Raw genomic sequence first — 16,666 nt, 5'->3', positions numbered from 1 at the left:
CCAGTAAGATGGCCTATAAATAGCTGTCGGTCCGGAGCGAGTAAGGTGTATGTCACCCACCATTTATGATATTGCGCGTGTTGCTGGTGTTTCGAAATCAACCGTGTCCAGAGTGCTGAATAAACAAACGAATATATCCCCTGAAGCGCGCGAAAAAGTGCTAAAGGCCATTGATGAATTAAATTATCAGCCCAACAAACTTGCCCGCGCGCTGACGACCTCCGGCTTTGATGCCATTATGGTCATTTCTACCCGTTCAACAAAAACCACTGCCGGAAATCCCTTTTTCTCTGATGTGCTTCATGCCATTACCGCAAAAGCGGAGCAGGAAGGCTTTGACGTTATATTACAAACGTCGAAAAGCAGTGAAGACGATCTGCTCAAATGCGAAAGTAAAATAAAGCAAAAGATGATCAAAGGGATCATTATGCTGAGCTCGCCGGCAAATGAATCCTTTTTTTCCCGTCTGGATGCTTACGGCGTGCCGGTGGTGGTTATTGGTAAACTTGAAGGTGACTATCAAAATATCTATTCTGTCGATACCGATAATTTCAGCGACAGCTTTACGCTAACGGAAACGTTTATTCAGCGTGGACACCGGAAAATAGCCTGTCTGCACGCGCCGCTGGATTATCACGTCTCCATCGACCGCCTGGCCGGTTATAAAGCCGGACTGGAAAAGCATAATATCGATATTAACCCAGAGTGGATTATAGACGGTGGCTATACGCATGAAAGTGCCCTTTCTGCCGCCTGCGATTTGCTCTCATCCGCTAATCCGCCAGACGCCGTCTTTGCCACTGACAGCATGAAGCTGTTAAGCCTCTATCGTGCGGCAGACGAATTAAACCTGATGATTCCGGAACAGCTTGCGGTTGCCGGATACGGCGATCCGATGCTGACGCTGATCCTCACGCCCGCGCCCGCCGGGTTTGAGATCCCCATACGCAGGCTCGGTGAAGAGAGCTGCGATATTCTTTTCAAGCGGATATCAGGGAGCCCGGTGCCGCAGAAAGTGCTGATTGATACCCACTTTTCATTTTCGCCATCGCTGCGCTAAACGCCGGGGGCTGCACGCCCCCGGCGTTTACTCGTTAAAAGGCATAATTAACGCCAACGCCCGCATAGTGGAAACGGTCGCTGTCGCCCTCATCGTGGTTTTCCCACTCGTAAGCATATTCGAGCGTCATGGATAAACCATTCGTAAAGTCATAGGCATACAGCAGGCCAAGACGGTTAAAGTCATGACCTTCGCGTTCTGGATCGTCCTGCCAGTCCCAGTTTGACCAGCGGTCCAGGCCAAGCCGCGTATACGGCGTGAGCGTGGTATTGCCCAACGCAATCGGCAAATAGGCACGAATTTCCTGGGTGGAGAACTCGCCGTTATTACGCGAACCATCCATATTGAAACCGCGCTCTAAATAGTAATTCACCTTCGCTGAGAATGTTTCGTTGATGGACCACGTAAACCCTGTTTCAGTTTCTACACGACTATCGGCATAGCCGGTTTTTTCCAGATCGTTAGCGAACTGATACATGGCTAACCAGCCGCTAAAGCGCCAGTCATCCGTGAGTTTAATATCCCAGTCAGGCTGAACTTTATAACGCTGCATATTAGCCGTTCCGGCTTTAGCGCCCTGCTCATCTTTGAAATGGTAGCCATAGTTGCGGAAACCGCCGGTCAGCCCGAGCGTAAAATCATCTGTACCAATAAAACGATAGCGTAATTCAACCTCTGGACGATCGAAATAGGAGCCACGGGTCATACTGCTGTAATCAACCGTCCCCTCCTGATACATGGCAAGAGAAATTGTCCACGCATCCCAGGTGGCGTTAAACCAGACGGAAGGCTCATATAAGCCATCTTTGTCTTCGCCCTGCCCTTCGACGTTTTCAATTTCATACATAGCGCCAATATTAAACTCCCACTGTTTTTCAGTTTCGGCAGCCTGCGCACAGCTAACCCCTGCGCATAAACAAAGCGCAGCACTTCTTAGTAGAGTACTCATGAGTTATTCCTTTAAAATTAAACAAACAAAAAAGCCGGAATAATATTCCGGCGTACAACACCTATCGAATAGCCGCTTCCGTTTCTGCATCGAAGAAATGGCATTTATTCATATCGAACTGAATATTGATATTATCGCCGGCCGCGTAATCATTTGCGGCACCTGCGCGAACGACCAGCTCGTGTCCGCCAACGGTGGCATAGAGCATAAACTCGGCCCCGGTTAGCTCTGCCACGCTCACCTTCGCCTCTGTACCGCCTTCTGAGTCAGCAGTCATAATGTCTTCAGGACGAATGCCAAACACAATGGCTTTACGCTGATACCCCTGCGCATTCAGCGCGGCAAGCAGGGCATCAGGGATTTCCAGACGCAGCGTTTCCGTCACAAAATACCGGTCGTCAATCGCACCGCGAATGAAATTCATCGCAGGCGAACCGATAAACCCTGCGACGAACATATTTGCCGGTTCGTTATAAACCTGCTTCGGCGCGCCCACCTGCTGGATGATGCCATCTTTCAGGATCACAATACGGGTCGCCATGGTCATGGCTTCCGTTTGATCGTGCGTAACGTAAATCATGGTGGTATTCAGCTTCTGGTGCAGCTTGCTGATCTCCGCTCGCATTTGAACGCGCAGCTTTGCATCCAGGTTGGACAGCGGTTCATCCATCAGGAAGACCCCTGCCTCGCGCACAATCGCGCGGCCCAACGCTACGCGCTGACGCTGTCCACCGGACAGCGCGCCGGGTTTACGCTTGAGGTATTCTCGCAACCCGAGGATCTGAGCAGCCCAGCTCACGCGCTCTTCGATGATCGAAGGCGCAATTTTTTGCATCTTTAGGCCAAACGCCATGTTGTCGTAGACCGTCATATGCGGATACAGGGCATAGTTCTGGAATACCATGGCGATGTCGCGAGCCTTAGCAGGCACGTCGTTCATGCATACGCCGTCAATCACCAGTTCGCCCGCGCTGATCTCCTCCAGCCCGGCAATCATGCGCAGCGTCGTCGATTTGCCGCAGCCTGACGGTCCCACAAAAACGATAAACTCTTTATCCTCGATTTCGAGGTTAAAGTCCTTAACCACGTGGACCTGGTTATCGTAGATTTTCTGGATATGTTTTAGAGAAAGTTGAGCCATTTATGAGTTCCTTATCGATACGGTCCGGGACGTCCAGAAATCCGTCAGGCGGTTCCACGTCAGTTCCCGCGTTGAGCAAAGCTGCATCGCCGCGCGCTCAAGGCCAGGCCCAATCCCCACGGATAACATGCCCGCGGCATTGATTGCCTCCACTCCCGCAGCGGCATCTTCAATGCCTATCGCCTCTTCTGGACGCACGTTTAGCCCTTCACAGGCCGCCAGGAAAATTTCCGGATCGGGCTTAGAGCAGATGATGCGTGAAGCGTCGGCACAAAAATCAAACGCTGACGCGATGCCTAGCGCATGCAGAATGCCGGGCGCATTAAGGGAAACGGATGCCAGGCCGGTTTTTACCTTCGCCGCGCGAATATCGGCCAGCAGTTCACGAATGCCCGGCAGCATTGACGCCTCGGTCAACGAGGCCAAAGACTGGACGTAGCGCGCATTTTTCTTACCCGCCAACGCGAGGCACTGTTTATCGCTGAACGCGTCCTCTTTTCCGCCGTGACGCAGAATGCGCTTGAGCGACTCCATGCGGCTAATGCCTTTCAGCTCGGCATTAAAGTCCTCGTCGATGGTGATTCCAATCTCTTCCGCTACGCTTCGCCACGCAAGAAAGTGAAGGTGTGCGGTATCGGTAATCACCCCGTCTAAATCGAATATCACCGCTTTAAGCATCATCACCGCCCTCCCTGGTAGCGGTCCCATTAACGGACGTAAGAAAATCCGCAGCTGCGAACTTTTGCTGTCCCGAAACCTGAATGCGTTTACCCCAAAGCGTCAGCGTGACGGGCTCTGACGTATCGAGGTTTAACGTTTCGCCGTCAAAGGCAACGCGTAGCCGCGCGTTTCGCCAGCGCAGTGGAAACGCGAGCGTCTGCCAGTGCGCGGGAAGCTGAGGCGCAAGATGCAGCTCGCCCTCCATCACCTGCAGCCCGGCAAAACCCTGGACCACGCCTGACCAGATAGCGCCGGTCGCCGCGGCGTGGATGCCCTCATCGCTGCTGTGCGGATCGCTGCCTAAATCAATGGCAACGCCATCGCGCCAGAAGGCGTAAGCGCTGGCGATGTCGCCGCAGCGGGCGGCCACAATGCCGTGAATGGCTTTGCTAAGAGACGAATCATGAATTGTGCGAGGCTCGTAGAACGCCAGGTTGGCGGCGCACTGCTCGCGCGTGAACCGTTCCGGCAGCAGGTAGTTGAGCATCACAACGTCCGCCTGCTTGAGGATTTGCATCTCATTCACTTCCGCGCGGGAATAATCCAGCAGGATAGTTTGCTTACCCGCATGCGCCTTATAGCGGCTCAGGTCGATAACCGGTTTGGAGAGGAACGTATCATCCTGTGGGATCACCCCGTCCTCATCCGCGCGCGGCAGCCAGAGGCGCGTAAGAAAACGCGTGGCATTTTGCGAAAATGCCGGGTCTTCACGCCCAAATCGCGCCATAAACGCCACCGCGCTCGCCACGTTATGCCAGGCAAGGTAGTTGGTGTAGGCGTTGTTATTGACGTGCTCCGTGTATTCGTCCGGTCCAATCACGTCATGGATTTCCAGCCGACCGTTAGCCTCCGTCGCGCGTCCCATCCAGAATGTGGCCGTTTCGATAAGCAGCGTCAGCCCTTCATTGCGCATAAAGGCGTCATCCTGCGTCGCCTGCCAGTAGGCCACTACGGCCCACGCGATATCCGCAACAATGTGGTGTTCCGCCAGCGCGGAAGCGACCTTTTGCCGCATGCCGGTGCGGATATTGATGGCCGCAAACTCCGGCGTCTCTTCCTGACCGCTGGCGGCGCTTTCCCACGGGAACAGTGCGCCAGGCCAGCCGTTGCGCCGCGCCTTTTCGCGCGCGCCAGAAAGATTGAGCCAGCGATATCGCAGCAGGCCGCGCGCGACGTCTGGCCGGGAAAAAAGATGGAAAGGCAGAAGGAAAATCTCGGTGTCCCAGAAGACGTGCCCTTTATACCCTTCTCCGGTCAGCCCTTTTGCCGCAATACTGCAGCGTTCGTCATGCGCGGGCGTCATGGCCGTCAGATGCCAGACGGCATAATCCATCGCTATTTGATCCTCAGGCGCCGAGGACGTCACCGTCAGGCGGCAATCGCGCCAGACGCGGTCCCACGCTCTTGCCGAACGTTCCAGTAGAGAGGTGTAGCCTGTGGTTGCGCAGGCGGTGAGTTCGGCCAGCGCGTTACGGGCAAAAGTGGCCTGCGAAAGCGCCCTGTCGCGGCGATGCGTGACCCAAATCACCTTCTCAAGCGTTACGGTGTCACCTGTTGCGACATTAAGCGCATGGTGGTTAAGGATCTGGCGGTTTTTCGCCGTAAAGCAGCTCTCGCTAAGCATCGACAGGCGGCAGCTTGCGGTTATGACCACCTCTGACGTGCGGTCCTGCGTTTCATACACGCCCTGCATGACGTGTTCGTCAAACACCCGCACGGAGGCTTCATCAAGGTGTTGCCTGCCGCTGTTGGTTTGGGTTGCATCAATGCCGGTTTTCAGTAAGATGTGCCCTGCCTCATCCAGAGGCGTGATTGAGAGCTGAAGCGCGGCAAGCGGCAGCTGATCTAACGATGCAAAACGTCGGCTCTCCAGGCGGTAGCGTTTCCCTGCGGGGGTACGCCAGACCACGCTTCGGGTCAGCTCGCCGTTGGCAAAAGCCAGCTCTCGCTGCCAGCTCAGGCATTCTCCAGACATCAGCGAAAACGGATTGCCGTCCAGTTCGATATCAATGCCCATCACGTCCGGCAGGTTGACCAGCTCGCTGGTCTCATTGCGCCCGGCGCGATGATAAAGCCCGGCGAGATACATACCCCGCGTTTGCTGGGTGTAATCCTCTTCGTGCGCGGCGCGGATACCCATGTAGCCATTACCGCAGGCCATTACGGAGGCGAACTTGTTCAGGCTGTGCGGGCAAAAAGCCGGATCGGTTAATACAGACAGGTTCAGCATAACGTTACGCTTTCTCCTTTTTCCGCCGCCTCATACAGCGCAGCCACCAACTGCTGGATAACCAGCCCCTGCTCCGCATCGGCGATCATTACGGGCTCGCCCATCACGTGACGTACGAACGCATCCATGCTGCGCAAATGCCGCTGGTCATCAGCTTCTTCGCGCGCTAAAAGCGTCTGCAACTCGCCGCCTTCGTCAGTGTAAATCTGCGCTGGAAACAGCGTTGCCCCCGCTTTTTCTCCGCAAAACGACACGTTCATGATCGACTGCTCGCGAATGTTGAGGGCAAAGGAGGTGTCCATACGGAGAATGCCGCCGTTGCAGAACTCAATCGTGCCAAACAGCGCATCCTCAACGGTAAACTGAGCCGGGTCCCACTCGCCAAACTGGCCGCTGCTTTTACGATTTCCCAGCCGCTGGAAGCTATGCGCCGTCACCCGCTTAACGGCCGGAAAGCCGAGTACGTACATTGCTGCATCCAGCATGTGGATCCCGATATCAATCAGCGGCCCGCCGCCCTGGAGGGATTTATTGGTGAAAACGCCCCAGCCGGGAACGCCACAGCGGCGCAGCGCCTGCGCCGTTGTGAAGTAAATCTCACCGAAGGTCCCGTTCATGACGGCATCGCGCAGCAGCTGCGTATCCAGCGCAAAGCGGTGGTGGAAATCATACGCCAGCACCTTTCCCGCCTTGCGGGCGGCCATGCGCATGAGATCCGCTTCCTGCGGCGTCATGGCAGGCGGCTTCTCGCACATAACGTGACACCCTGCCTCAAGCGCCGCCAGCGCGTGTTCAAAGTGAAAACGGTTTGGCGAACATACGCTCACGATATCGGGTTTCACCGCATGCAACATTTCGCGAACGTCCTGCCATGCAGACGCAATAGCATGACGTTCAGCAAACGCCTGAGCCTGCTCAAGGCGGCTGTCCATGACGGCCACCATTTGAACATCACTGCGCGTGGCGTAATACGTGGCATGCACTTTGTCTGCTACCTGCCCGGCACCAATGATGGCGACGCGCAAAGGAGAAGAGGTTGAAGCACTCATCACGCTTGTCATCCTTAGCATTCACGCAGGTACGTCAGAGAGTCCTGATAGGCCTGCGCCGGATCCTCTGCGCGAACGCGGCACTCGTAGACCACATATCCCTGATAGTTATCCGCACGAAGCTGGTCAAACAGCGCTGAAAAGTCCAGGCATCCGCTTCCCGGCTGGTAGCGGTGATTATCGGCAATATGAACGTGACCGAGCAGGTCGCGGTTGTGATGCAGCGCGTCCGTCAGCGAGTCTTCTTCAATGTTCATATGGTAGAAATCGCCGATGATCTGCACGTGCTTTAGCGCATTCTCTTCAATATAACGACGCGCGTCCGCCAGGGTGTTAATCATGTGATCCTGATAGCGGTTCAGCGGCTCGAGGTACACGGTCGTTCCCGTACGCGCAGCCACTTCATCAAGCCAGCGCAAGGACGCGCTGACCGCTTTGCGATCCCCTTCCAGGCTGCGCGGCGACGTCATCGGCGGCAGGCGGAAGGTGAACATTCCCCACGCCGCAGGTACGATAATGCCCTTCCCACCGACTTCGGCGAGCGCTTCAAGGATGCGTTCAATCTGCTTCAGTCCGTTCAGGCGACGCTCTTCGATGAAGTCGCCAATCCATCCGTCGTAGCCGCCGCATGCGGTTGTTACCGGTAAGCCCGTTGCTTTGATGGCCGCTTTTACCTCGTCGAGGTTTTCGACCAGCAGCTTGCCGTCAATTTCGTAGCCATCAAATCCCATTGATTTGATGTACTCAAATTTTTCCAGAATGGTGGTCGGAAAAAAGGCCTGGTTTTGCGTTGCGATTTTCATTATTTGCTCTCCTTAGCTTAAAACGTGACGCCCATTTTGATGCTCAGCTCAGGGTGCTGATCCACGTACTGCATATAGCTTTCCGCACTGGTCTGGAAAGTAACGACCGGATCGATCAGATCCTCACAGTTGAGGTAACCGTTCATCAGCAGCTCCCAGCAGGTTTCTTCGATGCGCTTGCGGCTCCAGCGCGGATAGTCCGGGTTCGGTTCACTGCACGCGCGGGAGAAAACAATCTTTGCGTTGTTGAAGTGGGCTTCACGCCCCAGGTTGAAGCCTTCAGCAAACGGCTTGGCGAAGGCAACGTAGGAGATGGTGCCGCCATACGCCAGGCCGCGCAGCGCAGACTGGAGCGCGTCGGCGAAGCCGCTGGTTTCGATAATCACGTCCGCGCCCTGTTTGCCGGTCAGCTTTTTGATTTCCAGACCGACGTCGGTGCCAATCGGGTTCAAACAGTGGTCTGCGCCATGGCGACGCGCAATGTCACAGCGGTGCGCGATAGGATCAACGCCGATAACGACAGAAGCACCGGCTTTTTTCGCCAGCTGAACCGCGATCTGGCCAATCGCCCCCAGGCCCACGACGACGACAAAATCCCCTACCCGCACGTTGGCATCGCGCACGCCGCTCATGGCGAACTGCGCCGGGTCATAGCACACCGCGTTTTTCCATGACGCGCCCTGCGGCATTTTGCGCAGCTTATAGTTATTGACGGCATTCACGATCACCGTTTCCTGCAGCGGTCCGTAGCTGCAGACGGTATCGCCTAGCTGATAGTCGGTGACGTCAGCACCGCATTCGATCACTTCACCGACGATCATATTTCCCAGCTGAAACTTGCCGAATTCGATACCGCGAGCCGCCCCCGCCTCTCGCGGCGTAAACATCTGCCAGTCGGCGTTAAACTCTTCATCGATAAACGGGCTGGCCGCGCGGAAATCCACAACCTCCGTGCCGTGCTTCGGCGCGCCGAACTGGACGCGGACTTTAACTTCATGTGCCGCAACGGGGCGGTCTTCATACTCTACCAGCGCCGCTACGCGAGGGGCTGTCGCAACTAACTTTTTCATCGTAACTCCTTGTTAAAATTGGCCGCCTTAGCCTTTTACGCCACCGGCGGTCAAACCACTTTTAATAAAACGTTCGGAAAGCGCGTACATGATGACAACCGGAAGCGCGGTCACCAGCGATGCCGCCATCATGCGGCCCCAGATATAATCCGGCGTGCTAAAGAGCGTGTTCAGCCCGACCGGCAGGGTAAAGTTGCTGGCGCTGGACAGGAAAATAGAGGCGAAGAGGTAGTCATTCCACGCCACCATAAAGCAGTAGACAAAGACCGACACCAGGCCGGATATCGCCAGCGGCACCGTAATGCGGAAGATGATCTGCAGGCGGTTCAGGCCATCCATCATCGCCGCCTCTTCGATCTCATCCGGGATGGTGTCGAAGTAGCTTCGCAGCATGAATACAGAGGTTGGCAGCGTCTGGGTCACCATGGTGACGATCAGTGCCAGCTCCGTGTCGTACAGCCCCAGTGCCGTGATGATTTTGAACAGCGGCACGACCAGCAAAATCCCGGAAAACATATAGACGGTATAGAAACTGGCGTTGATGGTGGTGCGGCCCTTAAAGCGCAGCTTGGATAAGGCATATGCCCCCAGCGTGCCGAGGAACACCGCAATCACCGACGAGGTCAGCGAAACCACCATGCTGTTTCTGAAATAGTCCACAAACGGGAAGATCAGCGGATTAAAGATGTCGACGTAATGCTGCAGCGTCCACGCCTGCGGCAGAATCGTTGGGTGCAGCGAAATCGCCTCCTTCGCGCTCTTGAACGACGTCATCAACATCACGAAAAACGGGAACAGCGTGATAATCAGGAACACGGCCAGCCCGAGATAAAAACCAATACGGCTCAGAACGCGTTTATTTGTTGCCATTGAGGTTTACCCTTTTTCTGGTCAGCAGAATGACGGCGAAAATAATCACAAACAGAACGACGGATATAGCGGCCGCTTTCCCCAGGTCATTGAACGCAAAGGCGGTTTTATAGAGATAAACGCCCAAAATATCGACCTTGGTGGTCAGCAGGTAGACGTCTGCAAACATGTAGAACATCCAGATCGTCCTGAGCGTCACGACCGTTGCCAGCACCGGCATAATGGCGGGCAGCGTGACGATACGAAAACGCTGCCAGGCGTTCGCGCCATCCATTTCAGCGGCCTCATACAGCGATTTATCCACCGTTTGCAGAATCGCCAAAAAGGAGATAAAGGCGTAGGGGAAGTAGCGCCAGATGGCGAACAGCACCACCAGAACAAAACTGCTGCCCGGGTTGTCGAACCACAGCGGCGCCTGGTCATACAGGTGCAGGAGATCGACGCCCAGATAGTTCACAATCCCGTAGCCGTTGTTGAACATGTATTTCCATGCAAACACCAGCGAAATCGAGGGCGTAACGTAGGACAAAATCACCAGCGAACGCGCGGTTTTGCGCAGTCGAAACTCGCGGTTAAAGAAGATGGCGACAGCCAGCCCCAGCCCCGTGCTGCCCAATACCACCAGCGCGGTGTACCAGAACGTCATCCACAGGGAGTGCCAGAATGCCGCATCCCCCAGAATGCGTAGGTAGTTATCCAGCCCCACAAACACCGCATCAATGCGCGGGTTCAGCGGCAGGCGTAAGAAACTAATTTCAATGTTGGAAATCATCGGCCAGGCCACCAGGCCCCCCAGCAAAATCAGGCTGGGGGCCAACAGCAGCATGGCGAAAGGCATATCTGAACGACCAGAAAACAACGTCTTCATAATTCCCTTTCGCAGAGCGCTCCTAGTGTTGTGAAATGAGATCGCTCAGACGCTTCTGGCTACTGCTTAAGGTTGCGCTGAGATCTTGTTTACCGACCGTGACGTTATGCACCATTGAACTGATAATGCCGGAGCCCGTTACGTCACCCATGCGCGTGAAGTTTTTGTCACCTACGGCACCGAACACCTGCAGGTTCGGGAACTGTGCGATCAGCTCATAGGGAAGCTGGCCAAATGCCTGAATGACGTCATTTGATTTCCAGGTGTCGGTCCCGACGACCAGCTTATTGACCGGCAGCGCGGCACCGGGCGACATCATCACCCAGTCAGTGGCGTTTTGCGCTTTCTCCATCCAGACGACAAACTTCTTCGCCGCGAGGGACTCCTCCTCCGTTTGACCCGAGGTAAGGGTAAGAGACGTCACCATGCCATAGACCGCGGAGGACCGTTCGGTCGGTACAACAAAGCCCAGGTTGGCGGGATTTCCTTCGCTAAAAACGGCCGGCAAAATGTAGGTGGAGTAAACCGCCATCGGCGCAGAACCGTTCATAAAGGCGTCTTTAATTTCCATGACGTCGTTTGAGCCCGGCATCGTGGTAGCCGCCAGGTTTTTATAAAAGGCCAGCGCTTTTGCCATGGCTGGCGTGTCAATCTGCACGTTGCCGTTTTCATCAAAGACGTTCGCTCCACCCGACAGCGCGAACTGTGAAAACGCCTGTTCCGTCATCACGCTTTCCGCCGTGGGCAGCGCGATACCGTAATGTTTTCTCGCGGGATCGTTGAGCGCCTGGCTGGCTTTAAGCAACTGCTCCCAGTTGTGCGGCTCCTCAATGCCGGCCGCGGCGAGCGCGTCTTTGTGGTACCAGACGCCTGAAAGCCAGGCGCTTATCGGCACGCCCGTCCACGCCGAGCCATCCTCGGTACGTACGACGCGTAAGATGCCGTCATAAAAGGTCTCTTCCCCGACGGCCTTAACGGCTTCGCCGATGGCGTCCCGGTCGAGCAAATGCTCTTTGTCCATGACCTTCGCGTAGTCATGGCTGATTTCGATAATCTCCGGCAGCGCGCCGGTACGGGCCAGCGTAATGACCTTGGTGTTATAGGCGTCTTCTTCTACCGGAACCTGTTTTACGGTAATGCCGGGGTTTTCTTGCTCGAATTTTTCAATAAGTTTCGTAATGACCGCCTGACGCTCCTGCTCCACCGACGAGTGCATAAATTCGATGGTCACCGCTGACGATTTATCGTCTTTGCAGCCCGATAACAGGGCGCAAGAAACCAGTGCTGATAACAGCACAATCTTAGGTATCTTCATTTTTAGGTCCTTTTTTAGTTTTCTTTAATCCACATAACCTGCCATGGATTCAGGGTAAGTGCCGTGCCTTTAATAATATGTTGCGTCAATAATTCCCGGCCATAGTGCGTATTTGAAAGCAGGGTTTGTTCGGTATTACTGAAATTGAACAACCCTGTAATGCGTTCGCCATCGCCTGCAGTGCGCGTAATTTTCAGAATACATTTATTCACCACATCAAACTCTGCCCTGCTCGCAGGATGAAATGCTTTCTCTTTACGACGAATGACAATAAGCTCACTTAAGCTCTTATAAATTTTATGGCGTAGCGTTTCACTATTTTCCAACTGAGCATCCACTTCGCCTGCTTTAAATTTCTTACGATTGATGGCGCGGTTATATCCCAACCGCTCAACGCCGTCATAATCATTACGCGAACCGAGAATGCTTTGAATATAAACTGCCGGCACGCCTGGGAAACTCAGGAGCACGGCATGCGCCAATATAAATCGGGCAATGCGCTGTTCATCTTCACCGTCGCGAGGGCTTAACGCGTCCAGATAGGTCACATTAATTTCATAAGGGCTTCGCGTACCGTCAGGGTTATTTTTCCAGTTAACCAGCGCTCCTTCCTGCTGGAGCTGTTCTACCAGCGCCAGAATGTCAGGCTCGGGCAAAATGCCGCGCAGCGGGTTCAGGCCAATGCCATCGTGCGAAGCGAGGAAGTTAAACCACGTAGTGTTCGCTGAAGGCAGCGACAGCGACGATGCCCAGCGCACCAGAGCCTGCACATCCTGACGGTGAACCGCATGCAGCACCAGCGGCGGCAGTGAAAACTGATACACCATTTGCGCTTCGTTTTCGCCGTCGCCAAAGTAGGAAACGTTGTCTTTATGCGGGACATTGGTCTCGGTGATAATGACCGTACCCGGGGCTACCGTGTCGGTGATGGCGCGGAAAAGCTGGATCAGGCGGTGCGTCTGTTCAAGATGGATGCAGTTCGTACCGGGGATTTTCCACATAAAGCCAACGGCATCGAGACGAATGTAACGCGCCCCTTCCAAAAGGTAGTGCAGCAGGACGTCTACCATCGCAATCAGCACGCCGGGAGAGGCGAAGTTCAGGTCAATCTGGTCTTCGCTGAAGGTCGTCCAAAGATGTTTGATGCTGCCATCATGCAGCGTAAAGGGTGTCAGAAGCGGTAAAGCGCGCGGACGCGTGACCGCTGATAAGTCAGTCCTGGGATCAACGGCAATAAAGAAATCTTCATAGCCAGGCTTTTGTTGGAGATAATGGCTAAACCATTCGCTTTTCGCTGACATGTGATTACAAACAAAATCAAACATCAGGCTTGCAGAGCATTTTAATTCGGCAACATCTTGCCAGCACCCGGTTTCTGGAGCGACCTGGTGATAATCAATAACCGAAAACCCGTCGTCAGATGACCAGGGATAAAAGGGCAATAGGTGAACATGTGAGAAAGAACCTGAAAGCCATTTATTATAAAAGCGCGTAAAAACAGGTAATGCCTTCTCCCCTTCCTGCGAAAATTGATCCGCATAGGTTATCAGGACAACGTCTTTTTCATCCCAGCCTGTTTTACGATTTTCACTAATTGCGTGACAGGTTTTATCTATTTTCTCAAAAAGCACGCTTCGATGCGTTTCAGAAAACGTTTCACCATAAACAAGATCTAACAAACCATTAATTTTATCGTTCACAATGTTTTCCATGGTAGCGGTCCCACGGAGTGGCAATCTACTCCCAGGATAAATATCTGTCAACGGACCAGGGGTAAGAAAACGGCTATTGCAAAGCAGTGCAAATCATTAATGTGAGCTGCCGCAAAGAAAGGGATCGTCGGGGCGAAAAAAAGCGGGGGCGACAGGCGCTTGCCGGGGGCAATAAGAACGCCTGTCGGATAAAGAGGGTTTAGGACATATAGCGGCGGGAAACGCGTTTTGCCAGCTTTTGCAGCATCGGCTCCAGCGCAACGGCCAGCAGCATTCTGACCGGCTTACGGGCAACAGATTTTATCGCCCAGCCCGCTACGCCGGCAGGGCCATAGCGCAATGCCGTCAGCAGGACCAGTTTACCTGCGATTTTCAGGCCGGGCTTTACCTTCTGACCGGCCTGTTGCCAGTGTTTATTCATTTGCATTCTCTCTTAAAGCTGACGAAAACGGCTTCTCAGCGTAAAGGTGTCGGACGTGACGTAGCGTTCCATTTCACGCAGGCGGGTCTCCCCTGCGGCCAGCTCCGCGTCTACGGCATTCAGCAGATCGCTGCTGGTCGGCTTCCCTTCGGCATCCAGCTCGCCTTCCGGCATCGGATCGAGCACAAAGGATAAGACCACGTAAGCCACCAGCGTGATAAACGCCAGCCCGAAGAAAATGGACAATACCGTCACCACGCGCACCAGCTTTACCGGCACGTCCAGATAGTGAGCAAGCCCGGCGCATACGCCGCGAACCATGCCCTGCTGCGGTATCCGCCACAGCTTTTTATTCAGATTGAGACCAGCCATTAACGATCCCTCCAGTTCGGGTGTTCCGCATCCAGGATGGCTTCCAGCGCCTGAATGCGCTCGCGCATTTTTTTTGCTTCATCGGACAGCTGCACCAGACGCTGCTGTTCACTTTGCGAAAGATCGCCGCGTGCGGACCGGTTGCTATAGTGCAGCCATAACCAGATCGGCAAAACGAACAGCACGAAAATGGTCAGGGGAATAGCCAGAAAAAGCGCGCTCATGTGTACTCCTTGTCTTGCGTGGCGGCACCTGCGGTGCCGCTTAAATTATTATTGGTTGTCTTGCTTCATTTTGGCTTTCAGCGCGGCCAGCTGTTCGCTGATTTCATCATCCGCTTTCAGGTCAGCAAACTGCTGATCCAGCGTTTTTTGTTTGCCGATGCCGTGGCTTTCGGCTTCCGCTTCCATCTGATCGATGCGGCGCTCGAAGGATTCAAAGCGTGCCATCGCTTCGTCCAGCTTGCCGCTGTCGAGCTGGCGACGCACGTCGCGAGAAGAGCTAGCAGCCTGATGGCGCAGCGTAAGCGCCTGCTGTCGGGCGCGGGTTTCGCTAAGCTTGTTTTCCAGCTCGCCGATCTCTTTCTTCATGCGGGTCAGCGTATCATCGACCAGCGTGACCTCATGCTCCAGCGCGGCGACCATATCCACCAGCTTCTGTTTTTCAATCAGCGCAGCGCGCGCCAGATCTTCTTTATCCTTACGCAGCGCCAGTTCGGCCTTTTCCTGCCATTCCTCACGCTGGGCAGTGGCCTGCTCAATGCGGCGCGACAGCTGTTTTTTCTCAGCCAGCGCGCGGGCAGACGTTGAACGCACTTCAACCAGCGTGTCTTCCATTTCCTGAATCATCAGGCGCACCAGCTTCTGTGGGTCTTCCGCTTTCTCCAGCAGCGAGTTGATGTTGGCGTTCACGATGTCGGCAAAACGAGAAAAAATACCCATAATCTAATCCTCTTCATTTCTGTTATCGGGCGATGCCCTGCTGAACAGGTAATACAATCTCCGTGCCAAGTTTTTATCTTATTGATTTATATAATAGTGATTGATTTATCACCGCCGACGCTCTACATTCACCTGGTGAATATCACTACGGAGTGGTTAATTTCATCATGGCAGAATACAAAGATAACCTCCTGGGCGAAGCCAACAGCTTTCTCGAAGTGCTGGAGCAGGTTTCCCGCCTTGCCCCGCTGAATAAGCCCGTGCTGATTATCGGCGAGCGCGGCACCGGTAAAGAGCTGATTGCCAACCGGCTTCACTTTTTATCCGGGCGCTGGGACGGCCCTTTTATCTCGCTCAACTGCGCCGCGCTGAACGAAAACCTGCTTGATACCGAACTCTTCGGCCATGAGGCCGGCGCCTTTACCGGCGCGCAAAAGCGCCATCCGGGCCGCTTTGAGCGCGCCGACGGCGGCACGCTGTTCCTCGACGAGCTGGCGACCGCCCCGATGCTGGTGCAGGAAAAGCTGCTGCGCGTCATTGAATACGGCGAGCTGGAGCGCGTGGGCGGCAGCCAGCCTTTGCAGGTCAACGTGCGCCTGGTCTGCGCCACCAACGCCAATTTGCCGGAGATGGTGGCGGAAAATACGTTCCGTGCGGATCTCCTCGATCGCCTCGCGTTTGACGTTGTGCAGCTTCCTCCCCTGCGCGAGCGCCGCAGCGACATCATGCTGCTTGCCGAACAGTTCGCCATACAGATGTGCCGCGAGCTCGGCCTGCCGCTTTTTCCCGGCTTCAGCGAGCGTGCGACCGAAACGCTTCTCGAATACCGCTGGCCGGGCAATATTCGCGAGCTGAAAAACGTGGTTGAACGCTCTGTCTATCGCCACGCCAGCAGCGAAACGGAGCTGGATGACATTATTATCGATCCCTTCAGGCGCGAGCCGCAGCCCGTGCAGAAAATCGCGGCAGCATCGAATGCCCCTTCGCTTCCGCTGAATTTGCGTGAGTTTCAGCACCAGCAGGAGCAGCAGCTTCTGGAGCAGAGCCTTAAGGCGGCAAAATATAACCAGAAGCGGGCGGCTGAACTGCTGGGCCTGACCTACCATCAATTAAGGGCATTGCTCAAAAAACATCAAATGCGCTGA

17 protein-coding genes are annotated in these 16,666 nt (G+C 54.7%); 2 read left to right on the top strand and 15 right to left on the bottom strand.

What is annotated here, in order from left to right:
• Positions 1-49 precede the first annotated feature (49 nt).
• Positions 50-1,060: a LacI family DNA-binding transcriptional regulator gene (locus tag DBY73_RS14000; RefSeq protein WP_112011710.1), complete on the top strand. Its 1,011-nt coding sequence runs from the start codon at positions 50-52 to the stop codon at positions 1,058-1,060.
• Between the two features lie 34 nt (positions 1,061-1,094).
• Here the strand turns inward: DBY73_RS14000 and DBY73_RS13995 are convergent, their stop codons facing one another.
• From DBY73_RS13995 to pspA, 15 genes are all read right to left on the bottom strand, one after another.
• The gene (locus DBY73_RS13995; RefSeq protein ID WP_112011709.1) at positions 1,095-2,009 is read right to left on the bottom strand and encodes an OmpG family monomeric porin; all 915 of its coding nucleotides are present in this window, start codon (positions 2,007-2,009) and stop codon (positions 1,095-1,097) included.
• A 61-nt stretch (positions 2,010-2,070) separates the two neighbouring features.
• Positions 2,071-3,150 carry an ABC transporter ATP-binding protein gene (locus DBY73_RS13990; protein ID WP_112011708.1) on the bottom strand — a complete coding sequence of 360 codons (1,080 nt, stop codon included), beginning with the start codon at positions 3,148-3,150 and terminating at the stop codon, positions 2,071-2,073.
• The gene (gene pgmB, locus DBY73_RS13985) at positions 3,151-3,831 is read right to left on the bottom strand and encodes a beta-phosphoglucomutase (protein WP_112011707.1); all 681 of its coding nucleotides are present in this window, start codon (positions 3,829-3,831) and stop codon (positions 3,151-3,153) included.
• Complete coding sequence (locus tag DBY73_RS13980) at positions 3,821-6,100, bottom strand: glycoside hydrolase family 65 protein (RefSeq protein ID WP_112011706.1); 2,280 nt, start codon at positions 6,098-6,100, stop codon at positions 3,821-3,823. Before DBY73_RS13980 ends, pgmB begins: the two co-directional genes overlap by 11 nt.
• Positions 6,094-7,152 carry a Gfo/Idh/MocA family oxidoreductase gene (locus DBY73_RS13975; protein WP_112011728.1) on the bottom strand — a complete coding sequence of 353 codons (1,059 nt, stop codon included), beginning with the start codon at positions 7,150-7,152 and terminating at the stop codon, positions 6,094-6,096. The genes DBY73_RS13980 and DBY73_RS13975 overlap by 7 nt, the downstream gene beginning before the upstream one ends.
• Positions 7,153-7,163: 11 nt before the next feature.
• Entirely contained in the window at positions 7,164-7,952 is a 789-nt protein-coding gene (locus DBY73_RS13970; protein WP_112011705.1) for a sugar phosphate isomerase/epimerase family protein, read from the bottom strand.
• A gap of 17 nt (positions 7,953-7,969) precedes the next feature.
• Positions 7,970-9,022 (bottom strand): zinc-binding alcohol dehydrogenase, encoded by a 1,053-nt coding sequence (locus DBY73_RS13965; protein ID WP_112011704.1) that lies wholly within the window; start codon positions 9,020-9,022, stop codon positions 7,970-7,972.
• Positions 9,023-9,049: 27 nt separating this feature from the next.
• On the bottom strand, positions 9,050-9,892 hold the full coding sequence (locus DBY73_RS13960) for a carbohydrate ABC transporter permease (protein WP_112011703.1): 843 nt from the start codon (positions 9,890-9,892) through the stop codon (positions 9,050-9,052).
• Positions 9,879-10,760, bottom strand: a complete 882-nt coding sequence (locus DBY73_RS13955; RefSeq protein WP_112011702.1) for a sugar ABC transporter permease — start codon at positions 10,758-10,760, stop codon at positions 9,879-9,881. The genes DBY73_RS13960 and DBY73_RS13955 overlap by 14 nt, the downstream gene beginning before the upstream one ends.
• 22 nt (positions 10,761-10,782) lie before the next feature.
• Positions 10,783-12,075 carry an ABC transporter substrate-binding protein gene (locus DBY73_RS13950; RefSeq protein WP_112011701.1) on the bottom strand — a complete coding sequence of 431 codons (1,293 nt, stop codon included), beginning with the start codon at positions 12,073-12,075 and terminating at the stop codon, positions 10,783-10,785.
• 14 nt (positions 12,076-12,089) lie between these two features.
• Positions 12,090-13,787, bottom strand: a complete 1,698-nt coding sequence (locus DBY73_RS13945) for a sugar phosphorylase (RefSeq protein ID WP_112011700.1) — start codon at positions 13,785-13,787, stop codon at positions 12,090-12,092.
• A gap of 199 nt (positions 13,788-13,986) precedes the next feature.
• A complete protein-coding gene (gene pspD / locus DBY73_RS13940) occupies positions 13,987-14,208 on the bottom strand; it encodes a phage shock protein PspD (protein WP_112011699.1) in 222 nt (73 codons plus the stop codon).
• Positions 14,209-14,220: 12 nt separating this feature from the next.
• Positions 14,221-14,580: an envelope stress response membrane protein PspC gene (gene pspC, locus DBY73_RS13935; protein WP_112011698.1), complete on the bottom strand. Its 360-nt coding sequence runs from the start codon at positions 14,578-14,580 to the stop codon at positions 14,221-14,223.
• Positions 14,580-14,804: an envelope stress response membrane protein PspB gene (gene pspB / locus DBY73_RS13930; protein WP_112011697.1), complete on the bottom strand. Its 225-nt coding sequence runs from the start codon at positions 14,802-14,804 to the stop codon at positions 14,580-14,582. The genes pspC and pspB overlap by 1 nt, the downstream gene beginning before the upstream one ends.
• A gap of 48 nt (positions 14,805-14,852) precedes the next feature.
• Positions 14,853-15,521 (bottom strand): phage shock protein PspA, encoded by a 669-nt coding sequence (gene pspA / locus DBY73_RS13925; protein WP_112011696.1) that lies wholly within the window; start codon positions 15,519-15,521, stop codon positions 14,853-14,855.
• A 152-nt stretch (positions 15,522-15,673) separates the two neighbouring features.
• Between pspA and pspF the strand changes: the two genes are divergently transcribed.
• The gene (pspF, locus tag DBY73_RS13920; RefSeq protein ID WP_181573238.1) at positions 15,674-16,666 is read left to right on the top strand and encodes a phage shock protein operon transcriptional activator; all 993 of its coding nucleotides are present in this window, start codon (positions 15,674-15,676) and stop codon (positions 16,664-16,666) included.

Origin of the sequence: Enterobacter sp. RIT418 (assembly GCF_003057745.1) — a bacterium.
Taxonomy (GTDB): Bacteria; Pseudomonadota; Gammaproteobacteria; order Enterobacterales; family Enterobacteriaceae; genus Enterobacter.
This window is presented reverse-complemented; position numbering and strand designations above follow the sequence as displayed.